22 protein-coding genes are annotated in these 21,709 nt (G+C 40.3%); 6 read left to right on the forward strand and 16 right to left on the reverse strand.

The genetic code is table 11. The features are described 5' to 3' along the window. Window positions 1–2: 2 nt before the first annotated feature. From HMPREF0849_RS00540 to glmU, 6 genes are all read right to left on the reverse strand, one after another. Complete coding sequence (locus tag HMPREF0849_RS00540) at window positions 3–596, reverse strand: 3'-5' exonuclease (RefSeq protein ID WP_000413629.1); 594 nt, start codon at window positions 594–596, stop codon at window positions 3–5. 81 nt (window positions 597–677) lie between these two features. Further along, window positions 678–1,172, reverse strand: coding sequence for a chromosome segregation protein RocS (gene rocS, locus HMPREF0849_RS00545; protein ID WP_000021252.1), 495 nt, complete (start codon window positions 1,170–1,172; stop codon window positions 678–680). 76 nt (window positions 1,173–1,248) lie between these two features. Further along, window positions 1,249–1,941 carry a 5'-methylthioadenosine/adenosylhomocysteine nucleosidase gene (locus tag HMPREF0849_RS00550; protein ID WP_009013464.1) on the reverse strand — a complete coding sequence of 231 codons (693 nt, stop codon included), beginning with the start codon at window positions 1,939–1,941 and terminating at the stop codon, window positions 1,249–1,251. A gap of 15 nt (window positions 1,942–1,956) precedes the next feature. Beyond that, a complete protein-coding gene (gene macP / locus HMPREF0849_RS00555; protein WP_000517875.1) occupies window positions 1,957–2,268 on the reverse strand; it encodes a cell wall synthase accessory phosphoprotein MacP in 312 nt (103 codons plus the stop codon). A gap of 11 nt (window positions 2,269–2,279) precedes the next feature. Next, window positions 2,280–2,825: an NUDIX hydrolase gene (locus HMPREF0849_RS00560; protein ID WP_000393792.1), complete on the reverse strand. Its 546-nt coding sequence runs from the start codon at window positions 2,823–2,825 to the stop codon at window positions 2,280–2,282. 9 nt (window positions 2,826–2,834) lie between these two features. After that, window positions 2,835–4,214, reverse strand: a complete 1,380-nt coding sequence (glmU, locus tag HMPREF0849_RS00565) for a bifunctional UDP-N-acetylglucosamine diphosphorylase/glucosamine-1-phosphate N-acetyltransferase GlmU (RefSeq protein WP_000073757.1) — start codon at window positions 4,212–4,214, stop codon at window positions 2,835–2,837. A gap of 155 nt (window positions 4,215–4,369) precedes the next feature. Between glmU and HMPREF0849_RS00570 the strand changes: the two genes are divergently transcribed. The 5 genes from HMPREF0849_RS00570 (at window position 4,370) to lysS (ending at window position 8,853) form a co-directional block, all read left to right on the forward strand. Further along, window positions 4,370–5,170, forward strand: coding sequence for a glycoside hydrolase family 25 protein (locus tag HMPREF0849_RS00570; RefSeq protein WP_001227571.1), 801 nt, complete (start codon window positions 4,370–4,372; stop codon window positions 5,168–5,170). A gap of 106 nt (window positions 5,171–5,276) precedes the next feature. Beyond that, entirely contained in the window at window positions 5,277–6,119 is an 843-nt protein-coding gene (locus HMPREF0849_RS00575) for a DUF368 domain-containing protein (protein ID WP_009013465.1), read from the forward strand. Then, on the forward strand, window positions 6,119–6,601 hold the full coding sequence (locus HMPREF0849_RS00580) for an aminoacyl-tRNA deacylase (protein ID WP_001085907.1): 483 nt from the start codon (window positions 6,119–6,121) through the stop codon (window positions 6,599–6,601). Before HMPREF0849_RS00575 ends, HMPREF0849_RS00580 begins: the two co-directional genes overlap by 1 nt. Continuing rightward, window positions 6,601–7,224, forward strand: coding sequence for a histidine phosphatase family protein (locus HMPREF0849_RS00585; RefSeq protein ID WP_000780820.1), 624 nt, complete (start codon window positions 6,601–6,603; stop codon window positions 7,222–7,224). Before HMPREF0849_RS00580 ends, HMPREF0849_RS00585 begins: the two co-directional genes overlap by 1 nt. A 138-nt stretch (window positions 7,225–7,362) precedes the next feature. Continuing rightward, window positions 7,363–8,853, forward strand: a complete 1,491-nt coding sequence (lysS, locus tag HMPREF0849_RS00590; RefSeq protein WP_000102443.1) for a lysine--tRNA ligase — start codon at window positions 7,363–7,365, stop codon at window positions 8,851–8,853. 227 nt (window positions 8,854–9,080) lie between these two features. Here lysS and HMPREF0849_RS00595 read toward each other — a convergent pair whose 3' ends face one another. The 6 genes from HMPREF0849_RS00595 to HMPREF0849_RS00620 all read right to left on the reverse strand — a co-directional run bounded on the left by HMPREF0849_RS00595 (window position 9,081) and on the right by HMPREF0849_RS00620 (window position 16,081). Beyond that, complete coding sequence (locus HMPREF0849_RS00595) at window positions 9,081–9,920, reverse strand: amino acid ABC transporter substrate-binding protein (RefSeq protein ID WP_000823413.1); 840 nt, start codon at window positions 9,918–9,920, stop codon at window positions 9,081–9,083. Window positions 9,921–9,935: 15 nt separating this feature from the next. Then, window positions 9,936–10,565: an amino acid ABC transporter ATP-binding protein gene (locus HMPREF0849_RS00600; RefSeq protein WP_000891745.1), complete on the reverse strand. Its 630-nt coding sequence runs from the start codon at window positions 10,563–10,565 to the stop codon at window positions 9,936–9,938. Window positions 10,566–10,575: 10 nt separating this feature from the next. Next, window positions 10,576–11,217, reverse strand: coding sequence for an amino acid ABC transporter permease (locus tag HMPREF0849_RS00605; protein ID WP_000121156.1), 642 nt, complete (start codon window positions 11,215–11,217; stop codon window positions 10,576–10,578). A gap of 387 nt (window positions 11,218–11,604) precedes the next feature. Continuing rightward, complete coding sequence (locus HMPREF0849_RS00610; protein ID WP_000723550.1) at window positions 11,605–13,404, reverse strand: Spy0128 family protein; 1,800 nt, start codon at window positions 13,402–13,404, stop codon at window positions 11,605–11,607. A 291-nt stretch (window positions 13,405–13,695) separates the two neighbouring features. Next, window positions 13,696–14,925: a tetratricopeptide repeat protein gene (locus tag HMPREF0849_RS00615; RefSeq protein ID WP_001065978.1), complete on the reverse strand. Its 1,230-nt coding sequence runs from the start codon at window positions 14,923–14,925 to the stop codon at window positions 13,696–13,698. Continuing rightward, a complete protein-coding gene (locus HMPREF0849_RS00620) occupies window positions 14,915–16,081 on the reverse strand; it encodes an AI-2E family transporter (protein ID WP_000400292.1) in 1,167 nt (388 codons plus the stop codon). Before HMPREF0849_RS00620 ends, HMPREF0849_RS00615 begins: the two co-directional genes overlap by 11 nt. A 144-nt stretch (window positions 16,082–16,225) precedes the next feature. Between HMPREF0849_RS00620 and HMPREF0849_RS00625 the strand changes: the two genes are divergently transcribed. Next, on the forward strand, window positions 16,226–17,239 hold the full coding sequence (locus HMPREF0849_RS00625) for a lactonase family protein (protein ID WP_000665594.1): 1,014 nt from the start codon (window positions 16,226–16,228) through the stop codon (window positions 17,237–17,239). 30 nt (window positions 17,240–17,269) lie between these two features. Here the strand turns inward: HMPREF0849_RS00625 and HMPREF0849_RS00630 are convergent, their stop codons facing one another. The 4 genes from HMPREF0849_RS00630 to atpA form a co-directional block, all read right to left on the reverse strand. Further along, window positions 17,270–17,689, reverse strand: a complete 420-nt coding sequence (locus HMPREF0849_RS00630; RefSeq protein WP_000940835.1) for a F0F1 ATP synthase subunit epsilon — start codon at window positions 17,687–17,689, stop codon at window positions 17,270–17,272. Between the two features lie 10 nt (window positions 17,690–17,699). Next, on the reverse strand, window positions 17,700–19,106 hold the full coding sequence (gene atpD / locus HMPREF0849_RS00635; RefSeq protein WP_000094372.1) for a F0F1 ATP synthase subunit beta: 1,407 nt from the start codon (window positions 19,104–19,106) through the stop codon (window positions 17,700–17,702). 191 nt (window positions 19,107–19,297) lie between these two features. Next, a complete protein-coding gene (locus HMPREF0849_RS00640) occupies window positions 19,298–20,176 on the reverse strand; it encodes a F0F1 ATP synthase subunit gamma (protein WP_000301228.1) in 879 nt (292 codons plus the stop codon). 15 nt (window positions 20,177–20,191) lie between these two features. Further along, on the reverse strand, window positions 20,192–21,697 hold the full coding sequence (gene atpA, locus HMPREF0849_RS00645; RefSeq protein ID WP_000996617.1) for a F0F1 ATP synthase subunit alpha: 1,506 nt from the start codon (window positions 21,695–21,697) through the stop codon (window positions 20,192–20,194). Window positions 21,698–21,709: the final 12 nt, after the last annotated feature.

The following is a 21,709-nucleotide window of genomic DNA, read 5'->3' on the forward strand; positions in this document are numbered from 1 at the left end:
TCCTAGTCTAAAAATTGGGATAAATCTAAGCCACCGAAAGGATTATTCATAGAAAAACTACTCTGGTCTTCTATTAATAGCTTTCCTTCATCCGATTCCAAAAAAGCTTCGTAAACACGCGCCGTCATGCGAGCATCTTCTAAACTATTATGTGACTTACCATGAAAGCCTAAAAAATTTGCAACAGTTTGCAATTTAAGATTAGCGATGCCGTGTAGATCAGAACTACGGCGTTCAAAAGCCTCCTCATATAGATCAACCTTATACTGGTCACGATAATCAATACCATGCTCCAAAAGAATAGGCAAATCACTCTTAGCCGCATTGTAACCAACAATAGGTAAGTCGCCAACAAATGCTTGAAAGTCCTTTAAAACTTGTTCTACTTTTGGCGCATCTTTTAAGGTTTCAGCTGTGATTCCAGTCAAACCATTGATAAAACTCTTCAATGGGGCTGTAGTATAAACATAAGAATCAAAAGCAGCATATTCTTGCCCATCTTGAAAGCGGACTGCTGATACTTGAATTAAATGGGTAACCCCCTCGTGTTGATTGAATTCCAAATCAAAGGCGATATAATCTCTTAATTTTTCCATTATTTACCTCAATTACTACCCAAACTAAACTATAAATAATAAAAGAAGCCATTAGGTTAGTGAGTAACCCAAACAGCTTCTTTATTTTCCTCCAAAAAGGCGAGCAAAAAAGCCTTTTTTGGTTGCTTGGACTTCTTCTTTTGCTTGGTCCAACTCGAGTTTCAAGGTTTCTTGATCCTTCATGGCTTGAAGAGTTAACTGTTGCTGTTGGTCCAACTGTTTGTCCTTTTCAGCAATCTGGCGGTCTTTAATACGCATCTGTTCATCTTTTTCTGATAACTGGCGGTCTTTTGCCTTGAGTTGCTCGTACAAACGAAGAATTTCAGCATTTTTCTCATCAACCAAGATTTCCATCAGTTCACGTTGTTTGACATCATCACTGACAGGCTCATCTTCAAAAATTGTTTTTTTGTAGATTTCTTCTAGCTTGATCAAGCCACTTCGAGTAACTACAGTTACACCTTTGTCATTTTTTTTCGTGTCCTCTTCTGGAAGTTCTTTGACACGATTGTTGATTGCTTGACGAGATAGTCCTAAGACCTCTGCAATCTCACTGACGGTCATTTCAATACTCATAATATCCTCTGAAACGTTTTCTAGCTTTTCTTTATTTAAATCTTATCATAAGCTAGATAAACTGTCAAATTTCCGCTTAATCTAAGGCCTTTAAAAAGGCTAGTAAGACTTGGGCAGAACGACGTCCAGCTTCAATGATAAACTCATCGAATGAGATAGAGGCCTCGTGATTGGCATTGTCACTCATAGCTCGAATGACTAGGAAAGGTAAGCCAAGAGCCTGAGCTGCCTGAGCAATGGCTGCACCCTCCATCTCAACAGCTAGAACATCTGGGAAGTGGGATTTGATACTAGCAATCTTATCATCTCCAGCTATAAAACTGTCCCCTGTAGCAATCAAGCCTAGGTGCCAGGTCTGTTCTAACTGAGATAAGTTTTCTTTAATCCTAGCGATAAACTTCTTATCAGATTCAAAGTAAAGAGGCTGACCAGCCATCTGACCATAAGCGTAGCCAAAAGCAGTCACATCCACATCATGATAAGCCAACTTATCCGCAATCACTAGATCTCCAACAGCAATCCCTTCAGCAAGAGCACCTGCTGATCCTGTATTGATGATAGCTTCTACCTGAAAATGGTCAGCTAACACTGCTACACTCATAGCCGACATGACCTTTCCAATCCCACTCTGAACTAGAACGACTTCTGTATTGCCAACAGAGCCAGTGTAGTAAGTATTTCCTAAGACTTGGACTTCTTTAGGTTTTTCCAAATTCTGAGTCAAATATACGAGTTCTTCTGGCATGGCAGCAATGATTCCAATTTTCATTTCAAGTCCTTTCAATTACAAGAGTTTCATCGCTAAAATTAACAAAATCAAAAGTAGGATGACTGCAAACAAGATACGATTGAGTTTCGAATTAAAAACATTTCTCTTGGTATTCTCAATGCGGCGACTCTTATGAATCGTTGGCTCTACTTCGATTGTTAAGGTATCTTGACTAAAACCGTGGTCTGTAGAACGTGAATAACCAAAATGCTGTGAAGACGTTGGTAGGATCTTTGTTTCCTCATCATCTTGAAGAGGTGGTCCTGATATTTTCTCACCACGGTTGGCACGTTCAATCATTTCGTCTGTTAATAAAGGTTTTCCCATGGGTTGCTCCTCTATTTCTTTTGTAGTTCCCAGTACTGAATCGCCATAATGGTCTTGGCATCACAGATATGACCTGACTGGATCAGGTTCTTGGCTTCCTCTAGGCTTACTTCTAAAACTTCCAAAGTTTCATCATCATCTTGTGGGCGAGGATTTTCCTCCTTGACCAAATCACTAGCGAGGTAGAGTTTTAGTTTTTCATTACAAAATCCAATCGCAGAATAGAAATCGTACAACAGTTCTAACTTAGCTGTGTAGGCAACTTCTTCTTCCAATTCACGAAGGGCCGCCGCCATTGGATCAGCATTTTCACCAAGTTCTAGTTTACCAGCAGGAATCTCATAAGAAATCGCCTCGATTGCCTTTCGGTATTGCTTAACGAGAACGATTTTGTCCTCAGCTGTCACAGCTAGTACACAAACAGCTCCATTGTGAAAAATCAAGTCACGTTGGGCAGTCCCCTTTCCTTCTGGTAGCTCCACCTGGTCTTGTACTAGTTTGAAAATAGGACCTTGATAGATTTCCTTCCGACTAATCGTTTTTTCTTCAAATTCCATGACAGACTCCTACTGGTTCTTTGGATGATGAGGGAGGCGAGTCGCATATTCATCTTTGTTGACCTGACGTCCACGGCCGATAGCAATGGCATCAGCAGGAACATTCTTGGTAATGGTTGAACCTGCTCCAACTAGAGAATTATCCCCAAGTTCTACAGGAGCAATAATAGTTGAGTTTGAGCCAACAAAGACATTATTGCCAATGACAGTTTTGTATTTGTTTTTACCATCGTAGTTGACTGTAATAGTTCCTGCACCAAAATTAACGTTGCTACCCACTTCACAGTTTCCAATATAAGTCAAATGACCCGCCTTGGTATTTTCACCGATTGAAGATCCTTTTACTTCAACAAAATTTCCAATGTGAACTTGAGCAGCCAGACTTGAACCTGGTCGGATATGGGCATAAGGACCTACAGTCACGCCATCTGCAACCGTACTTTCCTCAATCATGGAATTCGTAATCACAGCTCCAGCTCCGATAGTGCTATCCACTACGTAAGTACCGTTTGTCAAAACAGTCTCAGCACCAATCTTCGTTTGACCTTTCAAGGTAACATTAGCTTCGATTTGGACTTCGGGAGCAATCTCAACATCAATGTCGATGTAAGTTGCTTCCGGATTGACAAAACTAACACCATTAACCATGTGCTTTTGATTGATGCGGCGACGCATAACTGCTTCTGCAGTAGCAAGAGCTACACGGTCATTTACACCAAGGCTTTCATCAAAATCCTTGAGAGTATAGGCCCCAACCTTTTCACCAGCATTACGGAAAATACCAATCACGTCAGTAATATAGTACTCACCTTGGGCATTGTTGGTGTTGATGTTTTTAAGAGCCTCAAAAAGACGTTCATTGTCAAATACATAAGTTCCTGTATTGATTTCCTTAATTTGCTTTTCAAAGTCTGTGGCATCTTTCTGCTCAACAATACGAAGAACTTCAGCATTATCGTTACGGACGATACGACCATATCCAAAAGGATCAGCTGCTTCAGCTGTTAAAATCGTCGCCACATTTTTGTGATTGATATGGAAATCCAAGAGGTTTTTCAAGCTTTCACCTGTAATCAGAGGAGTATCTCCAGCGATAACCAAGGTGTGGCCTGTACGATTTTGGAGAATAGGCTCTGCCATCATGACAGCATGCCCAGTTCCTAGTTGTTCTGATTGGGTAACAAAGTCTGTCTGACCGGCTAATACTTGCTCAACTAGCTCTGCCTTGTGACCAACTACAGTAACTGTTTTTTCAGGTTGAATAGCACCAACACTACGAAAAACATGTTCCAACATCGAAATTCCAGCTACTTTGTGAAGTACCTTTGGAAGATCTGATTTCATGCGAGTACCTTTACCCGCTGCTAAAATAATGGCATAATTTGACATAATCTTCTCTTTTCTCTAGAAATTCCCTTATATTATACCATAATTTAGTTTCTTAGGAGTAAACAAACAGAGAAATAGGGAAAAGACGCCCATATATTCACTTTTTCCGATGTTTTCTTTGATTTTTTTATCTATTTACGTTAAACTATTTAAATATGAGAAAAAAGATTCATCCAGCTATTATTTTTACTTTATTTACTATATTTATAGCTATTTTGATCCTCAATAGACCAACTTATGAAGACCATCCTATCAAGTCAAAACCCAATGCAGTCCAGGTTGAAAATCAGGCCTTGCATAATCTTGACAAACCTATTATTGATGTCTCTGGTTGGCAAAGACCTGAGGAAATCAACTATGATACCTTGTCTCAAAATATTTCAGGTGTTATTGTTCGCGTCCACAATGGGGCTCAACATACTGAAACAAATAATGCGGCTTATGCCAATGGTATTGATAAAGCCTATAAAAGTCATATTACAGAATTTCAAAAGCGTAATGTCCCAGTTGGAGTCTATGCCTATCTAGCTAGCCCCAGCAAGGAAGAAATGGAAAAAGCTGCTGAAGTTTTCTATAATGCTGCTTCTCCTTACAACCCTAGTTACTATTGGTTGGACGTGGAAGAAAAAACAATGTCTGATATGAATGAAGGGGTTGAAGCCTTTCGTGCTAAACTGGAATCTTTAGGTGCTAAAAACATCGGAATCTATATTGGAGTTTACTTCATGCAAGAACACAGTATCAATACAGATAAGTTTACTGCTATTTGGATTCCTTCCTACGGGACAGACTCTGGTTACTTTGAAACAACACCCAATACCAGTTTAGACTATGACCTCCATCAGTATACCTCCAAAGGAAAAATTGCAGGATTTGAGCATCATTTAGATATTAATCTCATTTCTACCTTGAAGGAAAAAGAAGAAACCTTTAGAAAACTATTTTTAAGACCATAAGACAAGTGAAAATTGCTCTCTTTTTCACTTGTTTTTTCATTTTCTTCTCGTCTGTGTTATAATTGATAGAATAGAGAAAGAATTTTATGAAATTGAGGATTTTATGATGTTTTCATGGATTGCAAGAGTTATTAAGGGAATAGTCATCGCCTTAGGATTTATCCTACCTGGAATTTCAGGTGGTGTTTTAGCAGCTATTTTGGGGATCTACGAGCGAATGATTAGCTTTCTGGCTCATCCTTTTAAGGATTTTAAAGAGAATGTCCTATACTTTATCCCAGTAGCAATCGGGATGTTGCTAGGCATTGGTTTGTTTTCTTATCCAATCGAGTATCTGCTAGAAAATTACCAAGTCTATGTTTTGTGGAGTTTTGCAGGAGCTATTATTGGTACAGTACCTAGCCTCCTTAGAGAATCTACTCGAGAATCTGATCGCGATAAGATTGACCTAGTCTGGTTCTGGATCACCTTTATCCTTTCAGGAGTCGGGCTCTACGCGCTAAACTTTGTTGTTGGTTCACTCAGTGCCAGTTTCGCTAGCTTCATCCTAGCGGGAGTTCTGTTGGCACTTGGTATCTTGGTGCCTGGTTTAAGTCCTTCAAATCTACTCTTGATTTTAGGACTGTACGCTCCAATGCTAACTGGTTTTAAGACCTTTGATTTATTCGGTACCTTCCTTCCTATTGGGATTGGTGCAGGGGCAACCCTCATCATTTTTTCAAAATTGATGGACCATGCCTTAAACAACTATCACTCCCGTGTTTATCACTTTATCATCGGCATTGTTCTTTCAAGTACTCTTTTAATTTTGATTCCAAATGCTGGAAATGCTGAAAGTATCCAATACTCTGGACTTTCCATTGTGAGCTATGTTCTCGTTGCCTTCTTCTTTGCGCTTGGTATATGGCTTGGTATCTGGATGAGTCAATTGGAGGATAAGTATAAATAATGGCAAAGAAAGTTAAGATTAAAAAAACCTTGGTCGAACAAATCTTGACCAAGGCGGGTATTGACCATACTGGTATTCAGATCAACGCGCTTGAGGGTGAACTTCCTTCGGAATATGATCGAACACATATCTTTAAAACCTTGGCTCTATTAGGGGACAAAACGGGGCCAATCATCGGAATCGTTCCCATAACAGAACACCTCGCTGAGAAAAAACTAGCAAAGGTTTCTGGCAATAAAAAAGTGAACATGATTCCTCAAAAAGACTTAGAAAAAACGACAGGCTATGTTCATGGAGCTAACAACCCTGTCGGTATTCGTCAGAAACACAATTATCCAATTTTTATTGATCAGACTGCTTTGGATTTGGACCAAATGATTGTCTCTGCTGGGGAAGTCGGGCACAGTATCATCATCCGACCTCAAGACTTAGCCACCTTTGTAAAAGCAGACTTTGCTGATATCTTGGAGGAAAACAACTGATGAAACTCTATTTTGTCCGTCATGGTCGAACTGTCTGGAATCTTGAAGGACGTTTTCAAGGCGCTAGCGGTGATTCTCCCCTTCTTCCAGAGTCCATTGACATCCTAAAACAACTGGGTCAACATCTCAAGGAAATTCATTTTGATACGATTTATTCTAGTGACTTACCCAGAGCAGTTAAGTCTGCTGAAATTATCCAAAGTCAACTCCAGGCCCCTTGTCCTTTAAAAAGCATTCCTGACCTACGTGAATGGCAACTTGGCAAACTAGAGGGATTAAAAATCTCTACGCTCAATGCCATTTACCCACAACAAATCAAGGCCTTTCGCTCTAATCTGGCCCAGTTTGATACGAAGATGTTTGAAGCCGAATCTCTCTACTCTACGACTCAGCGAACCATTCAGTTTATCAAATCTCTGAAAGAAAGTCCGGCTGAAAGAATTTTGATTGTCGGGCATGGGGCAAATCTCACTGCTAGCCTTCGTACACTTTTAGGCTATAAAGAAGCTCACCTCCGCAAAGATGGAGGCTTGGCCAATGCTAGTCTGACAGTTTTAGAGACCGATGATTTTGAAACCTTCACTCTGGAAAGATGGAATGACACTTCCTATCAAAGAAAATAATGGAACTTGATCTTAATAGTCAAGTTCTTTTTAGTTTTCAAAGAATATCCGTGAATTTCTCTGCTATTTATGATAAAATGGGAGTATCGCAAAAAATGACTCATCGTATCAAATTTTGAGTAAAATTAGGAGGAACCCATGTCTACAGAACATATGGAAGAACTAAATGACCAGCAGATCGTTCGCCGTGAAAAAATGGCTGCGCTCCGTGAACAAGGAATCGATCCCTTCGGAAAACGTTTTGAACGTACTGCTAACTCACAAGAACTAAAAGACAAATTTGCAGAACTTGATAAAGAACAATTACATGAATTAAACGAAACTGCTACTATCGCTGGACGCTTAGTAACTAAACGTGGTAAAGGGAAAGTCGGCTTTGCCCATCTTCAAGACCGAGAAGGTCAAATCCAGATCTACGTTCGTAAAGACGAAGTCGGTGAAGAAAACTACGAAATATTCAAAAAGGCTGACCTCGGTGACTTCCTCGGTGTCGAAGGTGAAGTCATGCGTACGGATATGGGTGAACTCTCTATCAAGGCAACTCATATCACTCACTTGTCTAAAGCACTTCGCCCACTTCCTGAGAAATTCCACGGTTTGACAGACGTTGAAACAATTTATCGTAAACGTTACCTTGACTTGATTTCTAACCGTGAAAGCTTTGAGCGCTTTGTCACTCGTTCAAAAATCATCTCTGAAATCCGTCGTTATCTAGATCAAAAAGGTTTCCTTGAAGTGGAAACACCTGTTCTTCATAATGAAGCCGGTGGTGCTGCTGCTCGTCCATTTATCACTCACCACAATGCACAGAACATTGACATGGTGCTTCGTATCGCGACCGAGCTTCACTTAAAACGTCTTATCGTTGGTGGTATGGAACGTGTCTATGAAATTGGCCGTATCTTCCGTAACGAAGGAATGGACGCTACTCACAACCCTGAATTCACTTCTATCGAAGTTTACCAAGCTTATGCAGACTTCCAAGATATCATGGACTTGACGGAAGGTATTATCCAACACGCTGCTAAATCAGTTAAAGGTGATGGTCCAGTTAACTATCAAGGTACTGAAATTAAGATCAACGAACCATTTAAACGTGTTCACATGGTAGATGCTATCAAGGAAATTACTGGTGTAGACTTCTGGCAAGACATGACTTTCGAGGAAGCTAAAGCTATCGCTGCTGAGAAGAAAGTTCCAGTTGAAAAACACTACACTGAAGTTGGTCACATTATCAACGCCTTCTTTGAAGAGTTCGTTGAAGAAACCTTGATTCAACCAACCTTTGTCTATGGTCATCCAGTAGCTGTGTCTCCACTCGCTAAGAAAAATCCTGAAGACAACCGCTTTACTGACCGTTTTGAGCTCTTCATTATGACCAAGGAATACGGTAATGCCTTTACCGAGTTGAACGACCCAATCGACCAACTTAGTCGCTTTGAAGCCCAAGCCAAAGCTAAAGAACTTGGTGACGATGAAGCAACAGGTATCGATTACGACTACATTGAAGCTCTTGAATACGGTATGCCACCAACAGGTGGTTTGGGTATCGGTATCGACCGTCTCTGCATGCTCCTCACTGATACAACTACTATCCGTGACGTATTGCTCTTCCCAACAATGAAATAATACTCTTCGAAAATCTCTTCAAACCACGTCAGCGTTGCCTTGCCGTAGATATATGTTCCTGACTTTGTCAATCTTATCTACAACCTCAAAACAGTGTTTTGAGCAGCCTGCGGCTAACTTCCTAGTTTGCTCTTTGATTTTCATTGAGTATAAACCCTTATCCTCTGGTACTTTCCAGAGGATTTTTCGATATAAAAAGAGACTGAGAAAAAACTCAATCTCTTTTCTTATTCTTGATTTTTAACTTGACTGGTGGCTACATCTTCCCCAAACCATTTCTGGCTGATTTCCTGGAATTTTCCTTCTTGGTATAGTGATATAAAAGCCTGATTCAGAGCAGCTAGCAAAGTTTTATCAGCAGGTCTAACACCCACTGCAAATGCTTCACTTTCAAATCCAGCTGAAAAGACATTGTAGTCATTTAATATTCCTTCAGACTGGAGATAATAATTGGCATATACCCGGTCAATCACAAGGGCATCAATCCGATCATTTTTCAAATCAATCAAGGCTTCATTGAAACTTTGGTATTGATTGGCCTTCTGATCTTTCACTTGATTCTTGAGTAGTTCGGGTTGTCCTTCAAAATTCAAATAGCCAGAAGATCCTGCCTGGGCCCCTAAAACTTTGTCAGTCATATCCTGAATTGAGTGGATATTTTGAGACTTTTTAGAGACCAAAACTTGTTGATTTTCCATGTAAGGAATGGTAAAAGCAACCTTCTCTTTCCGTTCATCTGTAGCTGTATAGCCATTCCAGATGGCATCAATGGTACCATTTTGTAGCTCGGTTTCTTTCATATCCCAGTCGATGGGTTGAAATTTAATCTGAATTCCTAGCTTTTCAGAAACAGCTTGGGCCAGGTCAATATCAAAGCCTGCATACTGGCCATTCTTTTCCTCAAATCCCATGGGAACAAAGGTATTGTCAAAGCCAATGGTAATGCTACCCTGCTTTTGATATTTGGCCCAATTATCCTGATTTGGATCACTTGCCTTCTGAGTACAAGCCGTCAGGAAGAAGCTAAAGAACAGAGCAAGTACAAGGGCAATTTTCTTTCTCTTCATAGGTACCTCCTAGTCCTATTTTGGATCAACCTTAAGGATCTGATCAGCAATATTTTCCGCAAACTGAAGATCGTGGGTCACAACAATCTGAGTCATCCCACGCTCTTTATTTTGAAGGATAAGTTTTTCTACTTCTAAACGCAATTCTGGGTCTAAGGCTGATGTTGGCTCATCATATCCAATAATTTCTGGGTTTATCATCATAGCGCGCGCTAAGGCCACCCGCTGTTTTTGCCCACCTGAAAGTGAGAAAGGGAAGGCATCTACATGCCCAGCTAACCCAAGTTGTTCTAACAAACCACGCGCCTTCTTCTCAGCAACTTCCTTCTCCATGCTCATCGTTTTTATGGGCGACAAGGTTAAGTTATCTAGAACTGACAAATGCGGAAAGAGTTGAAAATCTTGGAAAACAAATCCCAGAAGATTGCGCTTTTCTAGTTCGTCTATAGCTAGCGATTCGCCGTTATAGTAGATTTCCCCCGAATCGATGGTTTCCAATCCAGCTAGCATACGTAATAGGGTTGTCTTGCCGCCTCCTGATGGACCTACGATTGCAAGGATTTGCTTTTCGGGAATAGATAGGCTGAAGTTGGTCAAGATTTGTTTGCCACCAAAGGCCTTGTTGATATTTCGTAATTCTAACATAGCAATCCTCCTATCTGTAATAACTGTACTTCTTCTCAAGTTTTTTCGCTACAATGGTTACAAGACCAATCATAATCAAATAAATCGCCCCGGCTAAGAACATAGGAACAAGACTAGCATCTCGATTGGCTGCTGTCCGACTTGCCAAAATCAAATCTGAAATCCCAAGGGCATAAACCAATGAAGTATCCTTGACCAAACTCATAATTTCATTAAAGACGCTCGGTAAGACAATCTTTGTAACCTGAGGCAAAATAATATAGCGCACTGTGTCAAATGGACTAAACTTCAAGACCTTAGCTGCTTCATACTGTCCTTTGGGAATGGTTTCAATCCCACCACGAAAGATTTCAGCAAAGTAGGCTGCATAGTTCAATACAAAAGCGATCACAGCAGCAGGCAAACGATCTAAACGTATCCCAATGCTAGGGAGAACATAGTAAATAAAGATTAATTGCAAGAGCAAGGGAGTCCCTCGCATCACCCAAATATAAAGGTCAATCAGATAATGGAGGGGTTTCCAGCGGACTTGTAAAGCAAAGGCAACGACAATACCTAAAGGAATTGAAAAGATCAAGACCAGAGCAAAGACTTGAAGAGTCATACTTGCACCGTTCAATAAACTTGGTAATATCTCAAACATATAAGACATACTGCACCTCCTAAAAATTATTGTTCCTATTATAGCATAAATAAACAATTTAGCAAGAGTTTTTGAAAAAAAATTCTATAATTCTTGAACTATACACCTTTATCTAAGAAATCAGAGCGAAATATTATCTTACAGAATTCGAAGAATTATAAGGATTTTAGACTCGAATATAGGTTTAACTTCTAATTCTGAGAGAACAATGATCAAATTTTTTATCAAATATCTATAAAGATTTCAATGATATAGAACTCTATTTACTCTCATTCACTTCATACCTCTAGAGATATAAAAAAAGAACCACTTTATAAGAATAGTATCATTTCTACTATCCATACAAGTGGCTCTTTGATGATGCCATAGCAAAGGCATCAAGATTTTTCAACTAGATTATTTAACTTTTTTGAAACGGAATAAGAGAATGGAACCAAATGCAAGTACTACTCCTACAACAGTAAGCAACATAGTCACTTCAGATGTACCAGTATTTGGTAGTTCTTTATTTTCTTCTGGTTGTTTAGGTTTGTTATCTGAAGAACCCGGAGTCTCAGCAGCATAAGTATTTGTGATGGTTGGATTATTACCTGTAACTGTTGCTACAAGTTGACCTTGACCATTGTCTACAACTTTTACTGTTACTGTATAAGCATTTTTATCATAAGTTACACCAGCTTCACCACCATCTTTTTCAGTGATAGTATACATGTGAGTTCCTGCAGCAGTATATTCAATTGCTGGGAAAGCAACTGTTCCGTCTGCAGCATTCTTAGCTGTAGCTACAAGTTTGTCGCCTTCTTTCAATTCAAATTCATATTTATCTGCCTCAAGAGTTTTACCATTTAGGACTTTCTTAGCAGTAATTGAAGTTGTTGCAGATTTAGCAGAATACGAGTTTACAAAAACTTTATTGTCATATTTAACACTTGCAAACTTCTCACCATAAACATCTGTTACAGTAACTTCTGCGTTAATGGTCTTATCATCGTAAGCAAAACCTGGTTTTTGATCATTAACTTCTTTGATCTGATACTTATAAGTACCCACTGTAGAGAATTTAACGGCTTTAAATTTCACTTTGCCATCTTTATCATTCTTAACAGTTTCAACAACTGAACCGTTTGGATCAAGTAGTTGGAAGCTAAATTCTTCAGCAGCTAAGTCTTTTCCTTTTAACTGCTTAGAAACCTCAAATGAAACTTCTGTAGAACGTGAACCAGAACTAATACCTTCAGTTGTAGTTAATGGTGCAAAACCTTCTACATCAAAGTTTTCAGTCGAAGTCGTAATTTTAACGTTATTGAAAGCTTTCTTTGTTGTATTATCAACTAGTGCGGTGATACGAGTCTTATAGACTACATACAAACCTTGGTTAGTTAGATCACCATTACCATTTGGAGTAATAGTGAAGCGATTAGAATCTTGAACAACAATGTGACTTGGATTCAAAAGAGGATGATGCTCATCCTTACCCCATTCAGTAAAGTAGTAACCTGTAATCTCACTAGCTAATACTTGCCCTTCAGGGATTGTATCTTGAATCGAAACACCTTCATAAGGATTAGCATATTTGTTTACGCGAATATACCAATTAATATAATTTGGATCGTTCGTATCTTGAACTCCCCATTTAGTAAATCCTGTTGGATCCTCATCTGGAACAATACGAGTCAAATTGTATACTCCTGCTCCAGGAATGTCGATTGGATATGATTTATTGAGTTCAACATTATCAGCCCATACAACAGTAAATAAGGCCGAAATTTGTTTCTCTTCAGGTAAGTTAGCAAAATAATCTTCGTTACTTACCGTCACAGTCGCTGTATTTGCAGACTTATTTGTCGTTAACTCAGCAACTTTAGTGACTCCATCGTTACCAAAAATTTCAGTAGTTGAATCTGATTCAATTTTGAATTCATTTGGAACTTTATAAACCATAAAGTCACCATTCTTCAACGTTGTTGAGTTGTCGAATTTGTAAGTGGTTTGAAGGTAAAATTTCCCTTCACCATACTCTGCACCGTCAACTAACTTATTATTGTTAATTGTCGGTACTGTCGTTAGCGTATAGCTACTAGATGGTAGTTCAGCAGCTTTAACCACATTGCTAGTTCTTAGTACTGGGATAAATACTGAAGCTACTAACAATAGCGCCATGAATGCATGAGAAAGTTTTTTATTAATCTTTTTCACAACATTTGCCTCCTTTATTTTTGGGGATAGATTCCCCTATTTATTATTATATATTCTTATATAAATTTGTCAAGTATTTCATAGTAGTTCGATGTTCAAACCATACCTTTAAACTCTTATTTTATAGGGTGTAGCAGGCTTTCATCGTTCAAAACTTCATCTAAATTAGCTATAAGAAGCTCTAACATTTATATTATATTAGTAAAAAAGAAAAGACCTATGAGGTCTTTCAAATCATTCATTTAAAGTCATTCGTTTCTGTTAATAAGATTTTACAAAAATTAGAAATCCTTAAAGTGTTTCTAAGAGTTCTTGCATTTGAACATCATCTGGAACGAGTTTTAAATAAGCTTCAGCTTGCACTTTGGCTTCTTCAAAATATCCCAATTCACGTAGGAGATAAGTATACTGCTCCAGAAATTCAGGATTATCCTTGAGATCAAGCGATAGTTCCTGATAGAGCTCATAGGCCTTATCTAAATCCTCGATTTCCTGGTAAGAACGGGCAATCATCCACTTGGTCAAGAGATTTTCAGGTTCTTGACTTTGGAGAGCGATGATATCTTCATACCGCTCTTGTTCCATATAAATGGTTGCAAGGCGAAGGAAAATTTCTTCTGTATCCTCTGCATCTTCTTTTGCAGTAAGAAGAAACTGCTCAGCACCACTAGGATCATGTAATTCATACGAAAACTGTGAAGCAGCTAGTAAGAGCCGAGTTTCAAACGGATTTTTCTCCAAACCTTGTTTAACGATACGAAGGGCCTCTTCCACCTGATGTTCCTTGTACAAGGCTTGACTATAACCATACTCATATCCTTCAAAATCAGGTGAGATGGTATCAATCTGCTTAAAGTAAAGAACAGATTTTTGATACTCTTCCTGATCAAAGTAAAGACTAGCCAGTTCAAAGGCAGTTTGGTCATCGTATTCTAATTCTAAAGCTTTTTCTAAGAATTCAGTTGCAGCTTCAAACTTACCTAACTGGGCATAAGCGTAGCCAATTCGCTGATAGGTTGAGACACCCGTTTGCTCATAGATGGAGCGATTGTCTAATTGAGCATAGCCCTGAATAGCTTCCTGATAATTTCCTAGCTCGCTATCCAACTCAGCCAAACCAAAAACTAATAAGGCATCATCTGAGTAGTTTAAGGCTTCCAGTAACTTTTCACGTGCTACATCTGTCAATCCTTCCAACTGATAGAGGTCTGCCTTCAAGGCCAAGGCCGATACGTACCAGTCACTTTCGGGTGTGATTTCCTCAAGGTAAGCAAAGGCTTCCTCAACATTGCCATCCTCACTAGCAATGCTGGCTAAGTTCAGATTCACTTCTGCAAATTCTGTAACGATATGTTGGTAAATTTCTTTTGCTTGAGGATAAAAACCAATTCCCTCTAGATAACTTGCTAGTTCATAAAGAACTTCACTTGAATCTGTTTCGAGGGCTTTGTGAAAATACTGATCCGCTTTGGTTAAATCCTGTTCATCCAAAGCCTGGAGCATGCGTTGACTATTGTTCACTCTTGATTTCCTCCCCTTCTTCTTCATACAGACCGCTGACTTTTTTATACCAGTTAAAGATAGCTGAGATAACAACCTTGGCAGAAGCGTAGACAGGAATTCCCAGCAAGACTCCCCAAATACCAAACATAGAACCTGAAGTTAGGAGAACAAACAGGACATTGATCGGATGGATGTTTAGCTGACTACCTAAAATAAGCGGAGAAACGAAGCGACCTTCAATCGTTTGTTCAACAATAAAGACAACGATTACTTTCAAAAGCATCACAGGTCCTGCTATTAAACCTAAAACAAGGGCAGGTAGCATAGCGAGGAAACTACCTAGATAAGGGACTAGATTTAGAATACCAGCGGTAATACCAAGAGTCACAGCATATCTGAGACCAATAATCTTAAAGAAGATAATAAACATAATTGCCACGATAATAGCAACTGTAACCTGTCCTCTAACATAGTTTGACAGCTGTTTATTAACATCTGACAAAACTTGTCCGACAGGTTCTTTTAACTTGTTTGGGATAAATTTAGTTAGGTAATCCCGCAAGCCTTTCCCATCTCTCAAAAGATAAAAGAGCATGAAGGGTACGATAATAACCGCTACAATGACCTGGGAAACGCTACTGATAAAGGCGCTAACCCAGTTAACAGCTTGAGAAGAGATTTTGCTGGCCCACATAGTCGCCTCACTAGAAACATTGGAAAGAACCTGCTCCAACTGTGGTCTAAAATCATCTGGCAAGCGTTTGGTTACAAGGTCATTGATCACCTTATCAGCATCTTCCAGGTATGTCGGCACATTCTTCGCAAAATTTAAGACTTGGCGTTGCAGATTAGGAATTGCGACTGCCAGCCCCCAAATGATAAAGAGTCCAATAATAACAAAAACAATACTAATGGCAAGGATACGATTGATCTTGTGCTTCTCCATCCAGTCAACAATCGGATTGAGGAGGTAATAAAGTAAACCAGATAAAATAACTGGCAACATGACAACTCCTAGAAAATCCAAAACTGGTAAAAAGATAAAACTAATCTTACTTAGAATAAAAATATTTAGCCCCAGTAACAAGGTTACTAAAAATACAGTGATGGCTTTATTATCTAAAAACCACTTAAAAAACCAAGATAGGCTAAAATGTTTCTCTTTATGTTCCATAAATACATCCTTTCTGTCATTCTCTCATTATACCATTTTTAGACTAAAATAACTCTTTTTTAAAGTGCTTACATGAATGAATCTAGTGCTTCATGACTGCCATTTTGTGGTATAATGAACTTATCATTATTAAGAGGTATGGACATGAAAGAAACTGTTTATTTTGGAACTTACACTCGTCGCTTATCTAAAGGGATTTACAAGGCAGATTTTGATACAGAAACAGGCCAGCTTGCAGATCTTGAACTCTTTGCTGCTGAACCAAGTCCGACCTACCTTGCCTTTGACCAACAGCAACACATATACACCGTAGGAAGCCAGGATGGCTTAGGTGGAATCGCTGCATACAAGACAGATGGCGCTTTGCTAAATCATGTGGTTGAAGAAGGCGCTCCCCATTGCTATGTGGCAGTGGATGAAAAACGTGGTCTCGTATACGGAGCTAACTACCACAAAGGCCAAGTTCTAGTTTATAAGCGCCAAACGGATGGTAGCCTCATCCAAACGGATCTAGATCAGCATAGAGGACAAGGCCCTCATGAAAACCAAACTTCTCCACATGTACACTTTACAGATCTAACACCTGACCAGTATCTCGTCACCTGTGATCTAGGTACAGATGAAGTAACGACCTACGATGTTAGTCCAGAAGGAAAACTAAATAAACTCTACACTTATCTCAGCCAAACTGGAGCAGGTGCACGCCACATCGTTTTCCACCACCACTATAAGATTGCCTATCTCATCTGCGAACTTAATAGCACTATAGAGGTCTTGATTTATGATGGAGTTGGTGAATTTGAACGCATGCAAGTTATTTCAACCTTACCAGATGGATACGAAGGCTTTAATGCTACTGCTGCCATTCGTCTTTCAAAAGATGGCAAATACCTCTATGCATCCAACCGAGGTCATGATTCCATTGCAGTCTATACAATCCTCGCTGATGGTAGCTTGGAATTATTAGAGATTGTACCAAGTCATGGTAAAAATCCACGTGATTTCGACCTAACTCCTGATCAAGAGTTTCTCATTGCTGTTCATCAAGATTCTGATAACGCAACCGTCTTTAAGCGTAATCCTAAAAGTGGTCGTCTTGCAGAGCTTTCTAACGACTTCCATGTCCCTGAAGCAGTCTGCATCAACTTTCCACATTAAAAAAATGAACTTGAGTTTCAAGTTCATTTTTTATAGTTTATTTCCGACATTGATACGGTTGATAGCACGTTGCAATGCGATTTTTGCACGACGCTCTTGGTCAATCAAATGCTTGTCATGGGCTTCTTCGATTTCTCGTTCAGCTCGAAGTTTCGCACGTTCTGCACGACTGATATCGATATCACGAGCGCGCTCTGCTGAGTCTGCTACAATGGTAATGATATCATTAGCAATCTCGATAATTCCTCCGTTCACTGCTATCCAGTTCACATGAGTATCATCATCGATACGTTTTACCTTCACTTCATCAACCGCTAAAACAGCAATCATATTTTCATGTCGTGGCAAGATCCCCATCTCACCATCCAGAGTTCGTACCGATACAAAGCTGGCATGGTGATCATAGACGAGGCCATCTGGTGTCACGATCTGGACAGTTAAATGAGCCATAGATCACCTCTTAAAATCCCATTTTTTCTGCCTTAGCAATGACGTCTTCGATTGAACCGACACCACGGAAGGCATCTTCTGGTAGCTGGTCATGTTTTCCTTCAAGGATTTCCTTAAAGCCACGAACTGTTTCCGCTACTGGTACATAAGAACCAGGTTGGCCAGTAAATTGTTCGGCAACGTTAAAGTTTTGAGACAAGAAGAACTGGATACGACGGGCACGTGCAACCAAAGTCTTTTCTTCATCAGAAAGTTCATCCATACCAAGGATAGCAATGATATCTTGCAATTCATGGTAACGTTGAAGGACACGTTTAACCTCAGCAGCAACTGCATAGTGCTCCTCACCAACAATCTCAGGTGCCAAGGCACGAGAGCTTGAAGCTAGAGGGTCAACGGCTGGGTAAATACCCAACTGTACCAACTTACGTTCCAAGTTTGTAGTTGAATCCAAATGAGCAAAGGCTGTGGCTGGCGCAGGGTCAGTATAGTCATCCGCAGGCACGTAGATAGCCTGGATAGAGGTTACAGAACCCTTCTTAGTTGATGTGATACGCTCTTGCAATTGACCCATTTCCGTAGCAAGTGTTGGTTGGTAACCAACTGCTGAAGGCATACGACCCAAAAGGGCAGATACTTCTGAACCAGCTTGAGTGAAACGGAAGATATTGTCAATGAAAAGAAGCACATCTTGGCCTTCTACATCACGGAAGTATTCGGCGATTGTCAAACCAGTAAGGGCAACACGCATACGTGCTCCTGGTGGTTCATTCATCTGACCAAATACCATGGCTGTTTTCTCGATAACGCCTGATTCTTTCATTTCCCAGTAAAGGTCGTTCCCCTCACGAGTACGTTCCCCAACACCGGTAAATACTGAAATACCACCGTGTTCTTGGGCAATGTTGTGAATCAATTCTTGGATCAAGACAGTTTTACCAACTCCGGCACCACCGAAAAGTCCAACTTTCCCACCTTTAAGGTAAGGGGCAAGAAGGTCGATAACCTTAATCCCTGTTTCCAAGATTTCAGATGAGGTAGACAATTCATCAAAAGTTGGAGCTTTCTTATGAATTGGCTGACGCTCAGCGTCTTCAGCGAAAGGAGCATCCAAGTCAATGGTATCTCCCAAAACGTTGAAGACACGTCCCAAAGTTTCTTTACCTACTGGAACAGAGATTGGACGGCCTGTGTCCAAAACTTCCATTCCACGAGTCAAACCATCTGTTGATTCCATGGCGATCGTACGGACCATACCATCACCCAACTCCAAGGCTACTTCAAGGACGATTTTTGTTTTTCTTTCGTCATTTTTGTAGACGACAAGTGCATTATTAATCTCAGGAAGTGTTTCCCCTGCTGCAAACAAAACGTCTACAACGGGTCCGATAACCTGAGCAATTTTACCTGAACTCATCTCCTTCTCCTATTCTATATAAGATACTGTCGGTTCCTAGTTCAACTAGGTCCTAATACTCTTCGAAAATCAAATTCAAACCACGTCAGCATCACCTTACCGTACTCAAGTACAGCCTGCGGCTAGCTTCCTAGTTTGCTCTTTGATTTTCATTGAGTATAAGTTCATTTTCATACGAGCTGGACTAAATCCTATTCTAAGGCACTAGCCCCCGCTACGATTTCTGTAATTTCTTGTGTAATCGCCGCCTGTCTAGCACGGTTATACTGGATTGTCAAATCATTGATGACCTTCTTGGCATTATCAGTCGCCGTTTGCATGGCGGTCATACCTGCAGCATTTTCAGCTGTCTTGGCATCGATAATAGCCCCGTAAATCATACTTTCGGCATACTGTGGCAACAACTGCTCTAGAATCTCATCACGGCTCGTTTCTAACTCAAAGGTCAAGCTATACTCTTCATCCGCTTCATTTGGATCCAAGTCAACAATCGGAAGCATTTGTTCCACACGCATTTGACTTGTGAGAGTATTGACATGATGGTTGTAGCAGACGTACAATTCATCAAAAAGTTCGTTTTGGTACATCTCAATCGTTTTTGAAATAATTTTACGAACTTCATCAAAACTAGGTTGATCCGCCAAGCCACGTAGTTCATAGATTGGCTGAATACCACGAGCCTTAAAGAAATCAGCTCCCATACCACCGATACAGATTATCTCAAAATCTTTACCATCTGGATGGTATTCTTCTTTCAACTCCATAACGGCTTTAAGGATGGAAGCATTATAACCTCCAACCAGGCCACGGTCTGAAGTAATAACGATATAGCCTGTTTTCTTAACTGGGCGACTGATGAGCATTGGATTGGTTGAACCACCAGATCCGTTACCATGCAGAATATCCGTCAAAAGCTTACGAACTTTCTGAGCGTAAACTTGGAAGTTGCGCGCTGCTTCTTCAGAGCGACCTAACTTGGCAGCCGATACCATTTGCATAGCATTAGTGATTTGACTCGTATTTTTGGTTGAGGCGATTTTTGTTTTAATATCATTTAGAGATACTGCCATCTGACACCTCTATTCTTATTGGAAGCTGGATTGATTGAGAAACTCTGTAATCGCAGCATCCAAGACTGCTTCTTCTGGCAAGTCTTTTGTTTCACGAATGGTTTCCAAAATCTCTGGATAATGAGCATCAAAGAAAGTATGGAACTCTTCCTCAAAACGAACAATGTCATCTACTGGAATCGTATCCAAGAAACCATGTGTCAAAGCATAGAGAATGGTTACTTGTTTCTCAACAGGTAGTGGTTTATGGACAGGTTGTTTCAATACTTCTACAGTACGACGTCCACGGTTTAACTTAGCCTGTGTTGCTGCATCCAAGTCAGAACCAAACTTAGTGAAGGCTTCCAACTCACGGTATGAAGCAAGGTCGATACGAAGTGTACCAGCAACTTTCTTCATGGCTTTAATTTGTGCAGAACCACCTACACGGGATACAGATGAACCCGCATCAATGGCTGGACGAATACCCGCATTGAAGAGACCATCACCAAGGAAGATTTGTCCGTCAGTAATAGAAATCACGTTGGTTGCGATATAGGCAGAGATATCTCCTGCTTGTGTCTCGATAAATGGTAGGGCTGTAATAGATCCACCACCAAGTTCATCAGAAACTTTAGCTGAGCGCTCAAGCAAACGGCTGTGAAGGTAGAAAACATCCCCTGGGAAGGCTTCACGACCTGGTGGACGACGAAGCAAGAGGGAAAGCTCACGATAAGCGACCGCTTGTTTAGATAGGTCATCATAAACAATCAAAACATGCTTGCCTTGGTACATAAACTCTTCTGCCATAGCAACTCCGGCATAAGGAGCTAGGAAGAGCAATGGAGATGGTTGTGAAGCAGAGGCTGTCACAACGATTGTGTAGTCCAAGGCACCGTACTGGCGAAGTGTTTCTACTTGTGTACGGACTGTAGATTCTTTTTGTCCAATCGCTACGTAGATACAGATCATATCTTGCCCTTTTTGGTTCAAGATGGTATCAATTGCGATGGTTGTTTTCCCTGTCTGACGGTCACCGATAATCAACTCACGTTGACCACGACCAATCGGAACAAGGGCGTCAATAGCTTTCAAACCTGTTTGCAATGGTTCTGATACAGACTTACGTTGCATAACGCCAGGAGCTGGCGCTTCCACTGGACGAGTCTTGTCAGTATGGATATCACCAAGACCATCAACTGGACGACCAAGTGGGTCGACAACACGTCCGATTAGGCTGTCCCCCACAGGTACTTCCATGATTTTACCTGTACGGCGAATCGTATCACCTTCACGAATATCTGTAAAGTCTCCAAGGATGATAATCCCAACGTCTGTAGACTCCAAGTTTTGCGCCATCCCATAAGAGCCGTTTTCAAAGATCAACAACTCTCCACTCATGGCATTTTCAAGACCGTGAGCACGCGCAATTCCGTCCCCGATATAGGTTACAACACCTGTTTCAGACACATCAAAATTGGGTTTGAAATTTTCAATTTGTTGCTTAATTAAAGCGCTGATTTCTTGTGCGTTAATTGCCAAAAGAACACCACT

It is taken from the genome of Streptococcus sp. C300 (genome assembly GCF_000187645.1).
GTDB lineage: Bacteria > Bacillota > Bacilli > Lactobacillales > Streptococcaceae > Streptococcus > Streptococcus oralis_CQ.

Excerpts from the sequence above, each read along its gene's own strand:
- HMPREF0849_RS00540 (WP_000413629.1), bottom strand. The coding sequence starts at position 596 with ATGGAAAAATTAAGAGATTATATCGCCTTTGATTTGGAATTCAATCAA.
- glmU (WP_000073757.1), bottom strand. The coding sequence starts at position 4,214 with ATGTCAAATTATGCCATTATTTTAGCAGCGGGTAAAGGTACTCGCATG.
- HMPREF0849_RS00625 (WP_000665594.1), top strand. The coding sequence starts at position 16,226 with ATGAAAGAAACTGTTTATTTTGGAACTTACACTCGTCGCTTATCTAAA.
- HMPREF0849_RS00620 (WP_000400292.1), bottom strand. The coding sequence starts at position 16,081 with ATGGAACATAAAGAGAAACATTTTAGCCTATCTTGGTTTTTTAAGTGG.
- macP (WP_000517875.1), bottom strand. The coding sequence starts at position 2,268 with ATGGGAAAACCTTTATTAACAGACGAAATGATTGAACGTGCCAACCGT.
- HMPREF0849_RS00640 (WP_000301228.1), bottom strand. The coding sequence starts at position 20,176 with ATGGCAGTATCTCTAAATGATATTAAAACAAAAATCGCCTCAACCAAA.
- HMPREF0849_RS00580 (WP_001085907.1), top strand. The coding sequence starts at position 6,119 with ATGGCAAAGAAAGTTAAGATTAAAAAAACCTTGGTCGAACAAATCTTG.
- HMPREF0849_RS00595 (WP_000823413.1), bottom strand. The coding sequence starts at position 9,920 with ATGAAGAGAAAGAAAATTGCCCTTGTACTTGCTCTGTTCTTTAGCTTC.
- HMPREF0849_RS00575 (WP_009013465.1), top strand. The coding sequence starts at position 5,277 with ATGTTTTCATGGATTGCAAGAGTTATTAAGGGAATAGTCATCGCCTTA.
- HMPREF0849_RS00630 (WP_000940835.1), bottom strand. The coding sequence starts at position 17,689 with ATGGCTCATTTAACTGTCCAGATCGTGACACCAGATGGCCTCGTCTAT.
- HMPREF0849_RS00605 (WP_000121156.1), bottom strand. The coding sequence starts at position 11,217 with ATGTCTTATATGTTTGAGATATTACCAAGTTTATTGAACGGTGCAAGT.
- HMPREF0849_RS00585 (WP_000780820.1), top strand. The coding sequence starts at position 6,601 with ATGAAACTCTATTTTGTCCGTCATGGTCGAACTGTCTGGAATCTTGAA.
- HMPREF0849_RS00550 (WP_009013464.1), bottom strand. The coding sequence starts at position 1,941 with ATGAAAATTGGAATCATTGCTGCCATGCCAGAAGAACTCGTATATTTG.
- atpD (WP_000094372.1), bottom strand. The coding sequence starts at position 19,106 with ATGAGTTCAGGTAAAATTGCTCAGGTTATCGGACCCGTTGTAGACGTT.
- HMPREF0849_RS00560 (WP_000393792.1), bottom strand. The coding sequence starts at position 2,825 with ATGGAATTTGAAGAAAAAACGATTAGTCGGAAGGAAATCTATCAAGGT.
- HMPREF0849_RS00600 (WP_000891745.1), bottom strand. The coding sequence starts at position 10,565 with ATGTTAGAATTACGAAATATCAACAAGGCCTTTGGTGGCAAACAAATC.
- HMPREF0849_RS00570 (WP_001227571.1), top strand. The coding sequence starts at position 4,370 with ATGAGAAAAAAGATTCATCCAGCTATTATTTTTACTTTATTTACTATA.
- rocS (WP_000021252.1), bottom strand. The coding sequence starts at position 1,172 with ATGAGTATTGAAATGACCGTCAGTGAGATTGCAGAGGTCTTAGGACTA.
- lysS (WP_000102443.1), top strand. The coding sequence starts at position 7,363 with ATGTCTACAGAACATATGGAAGAACTAAATGACCAGCAGATCGTTCGC.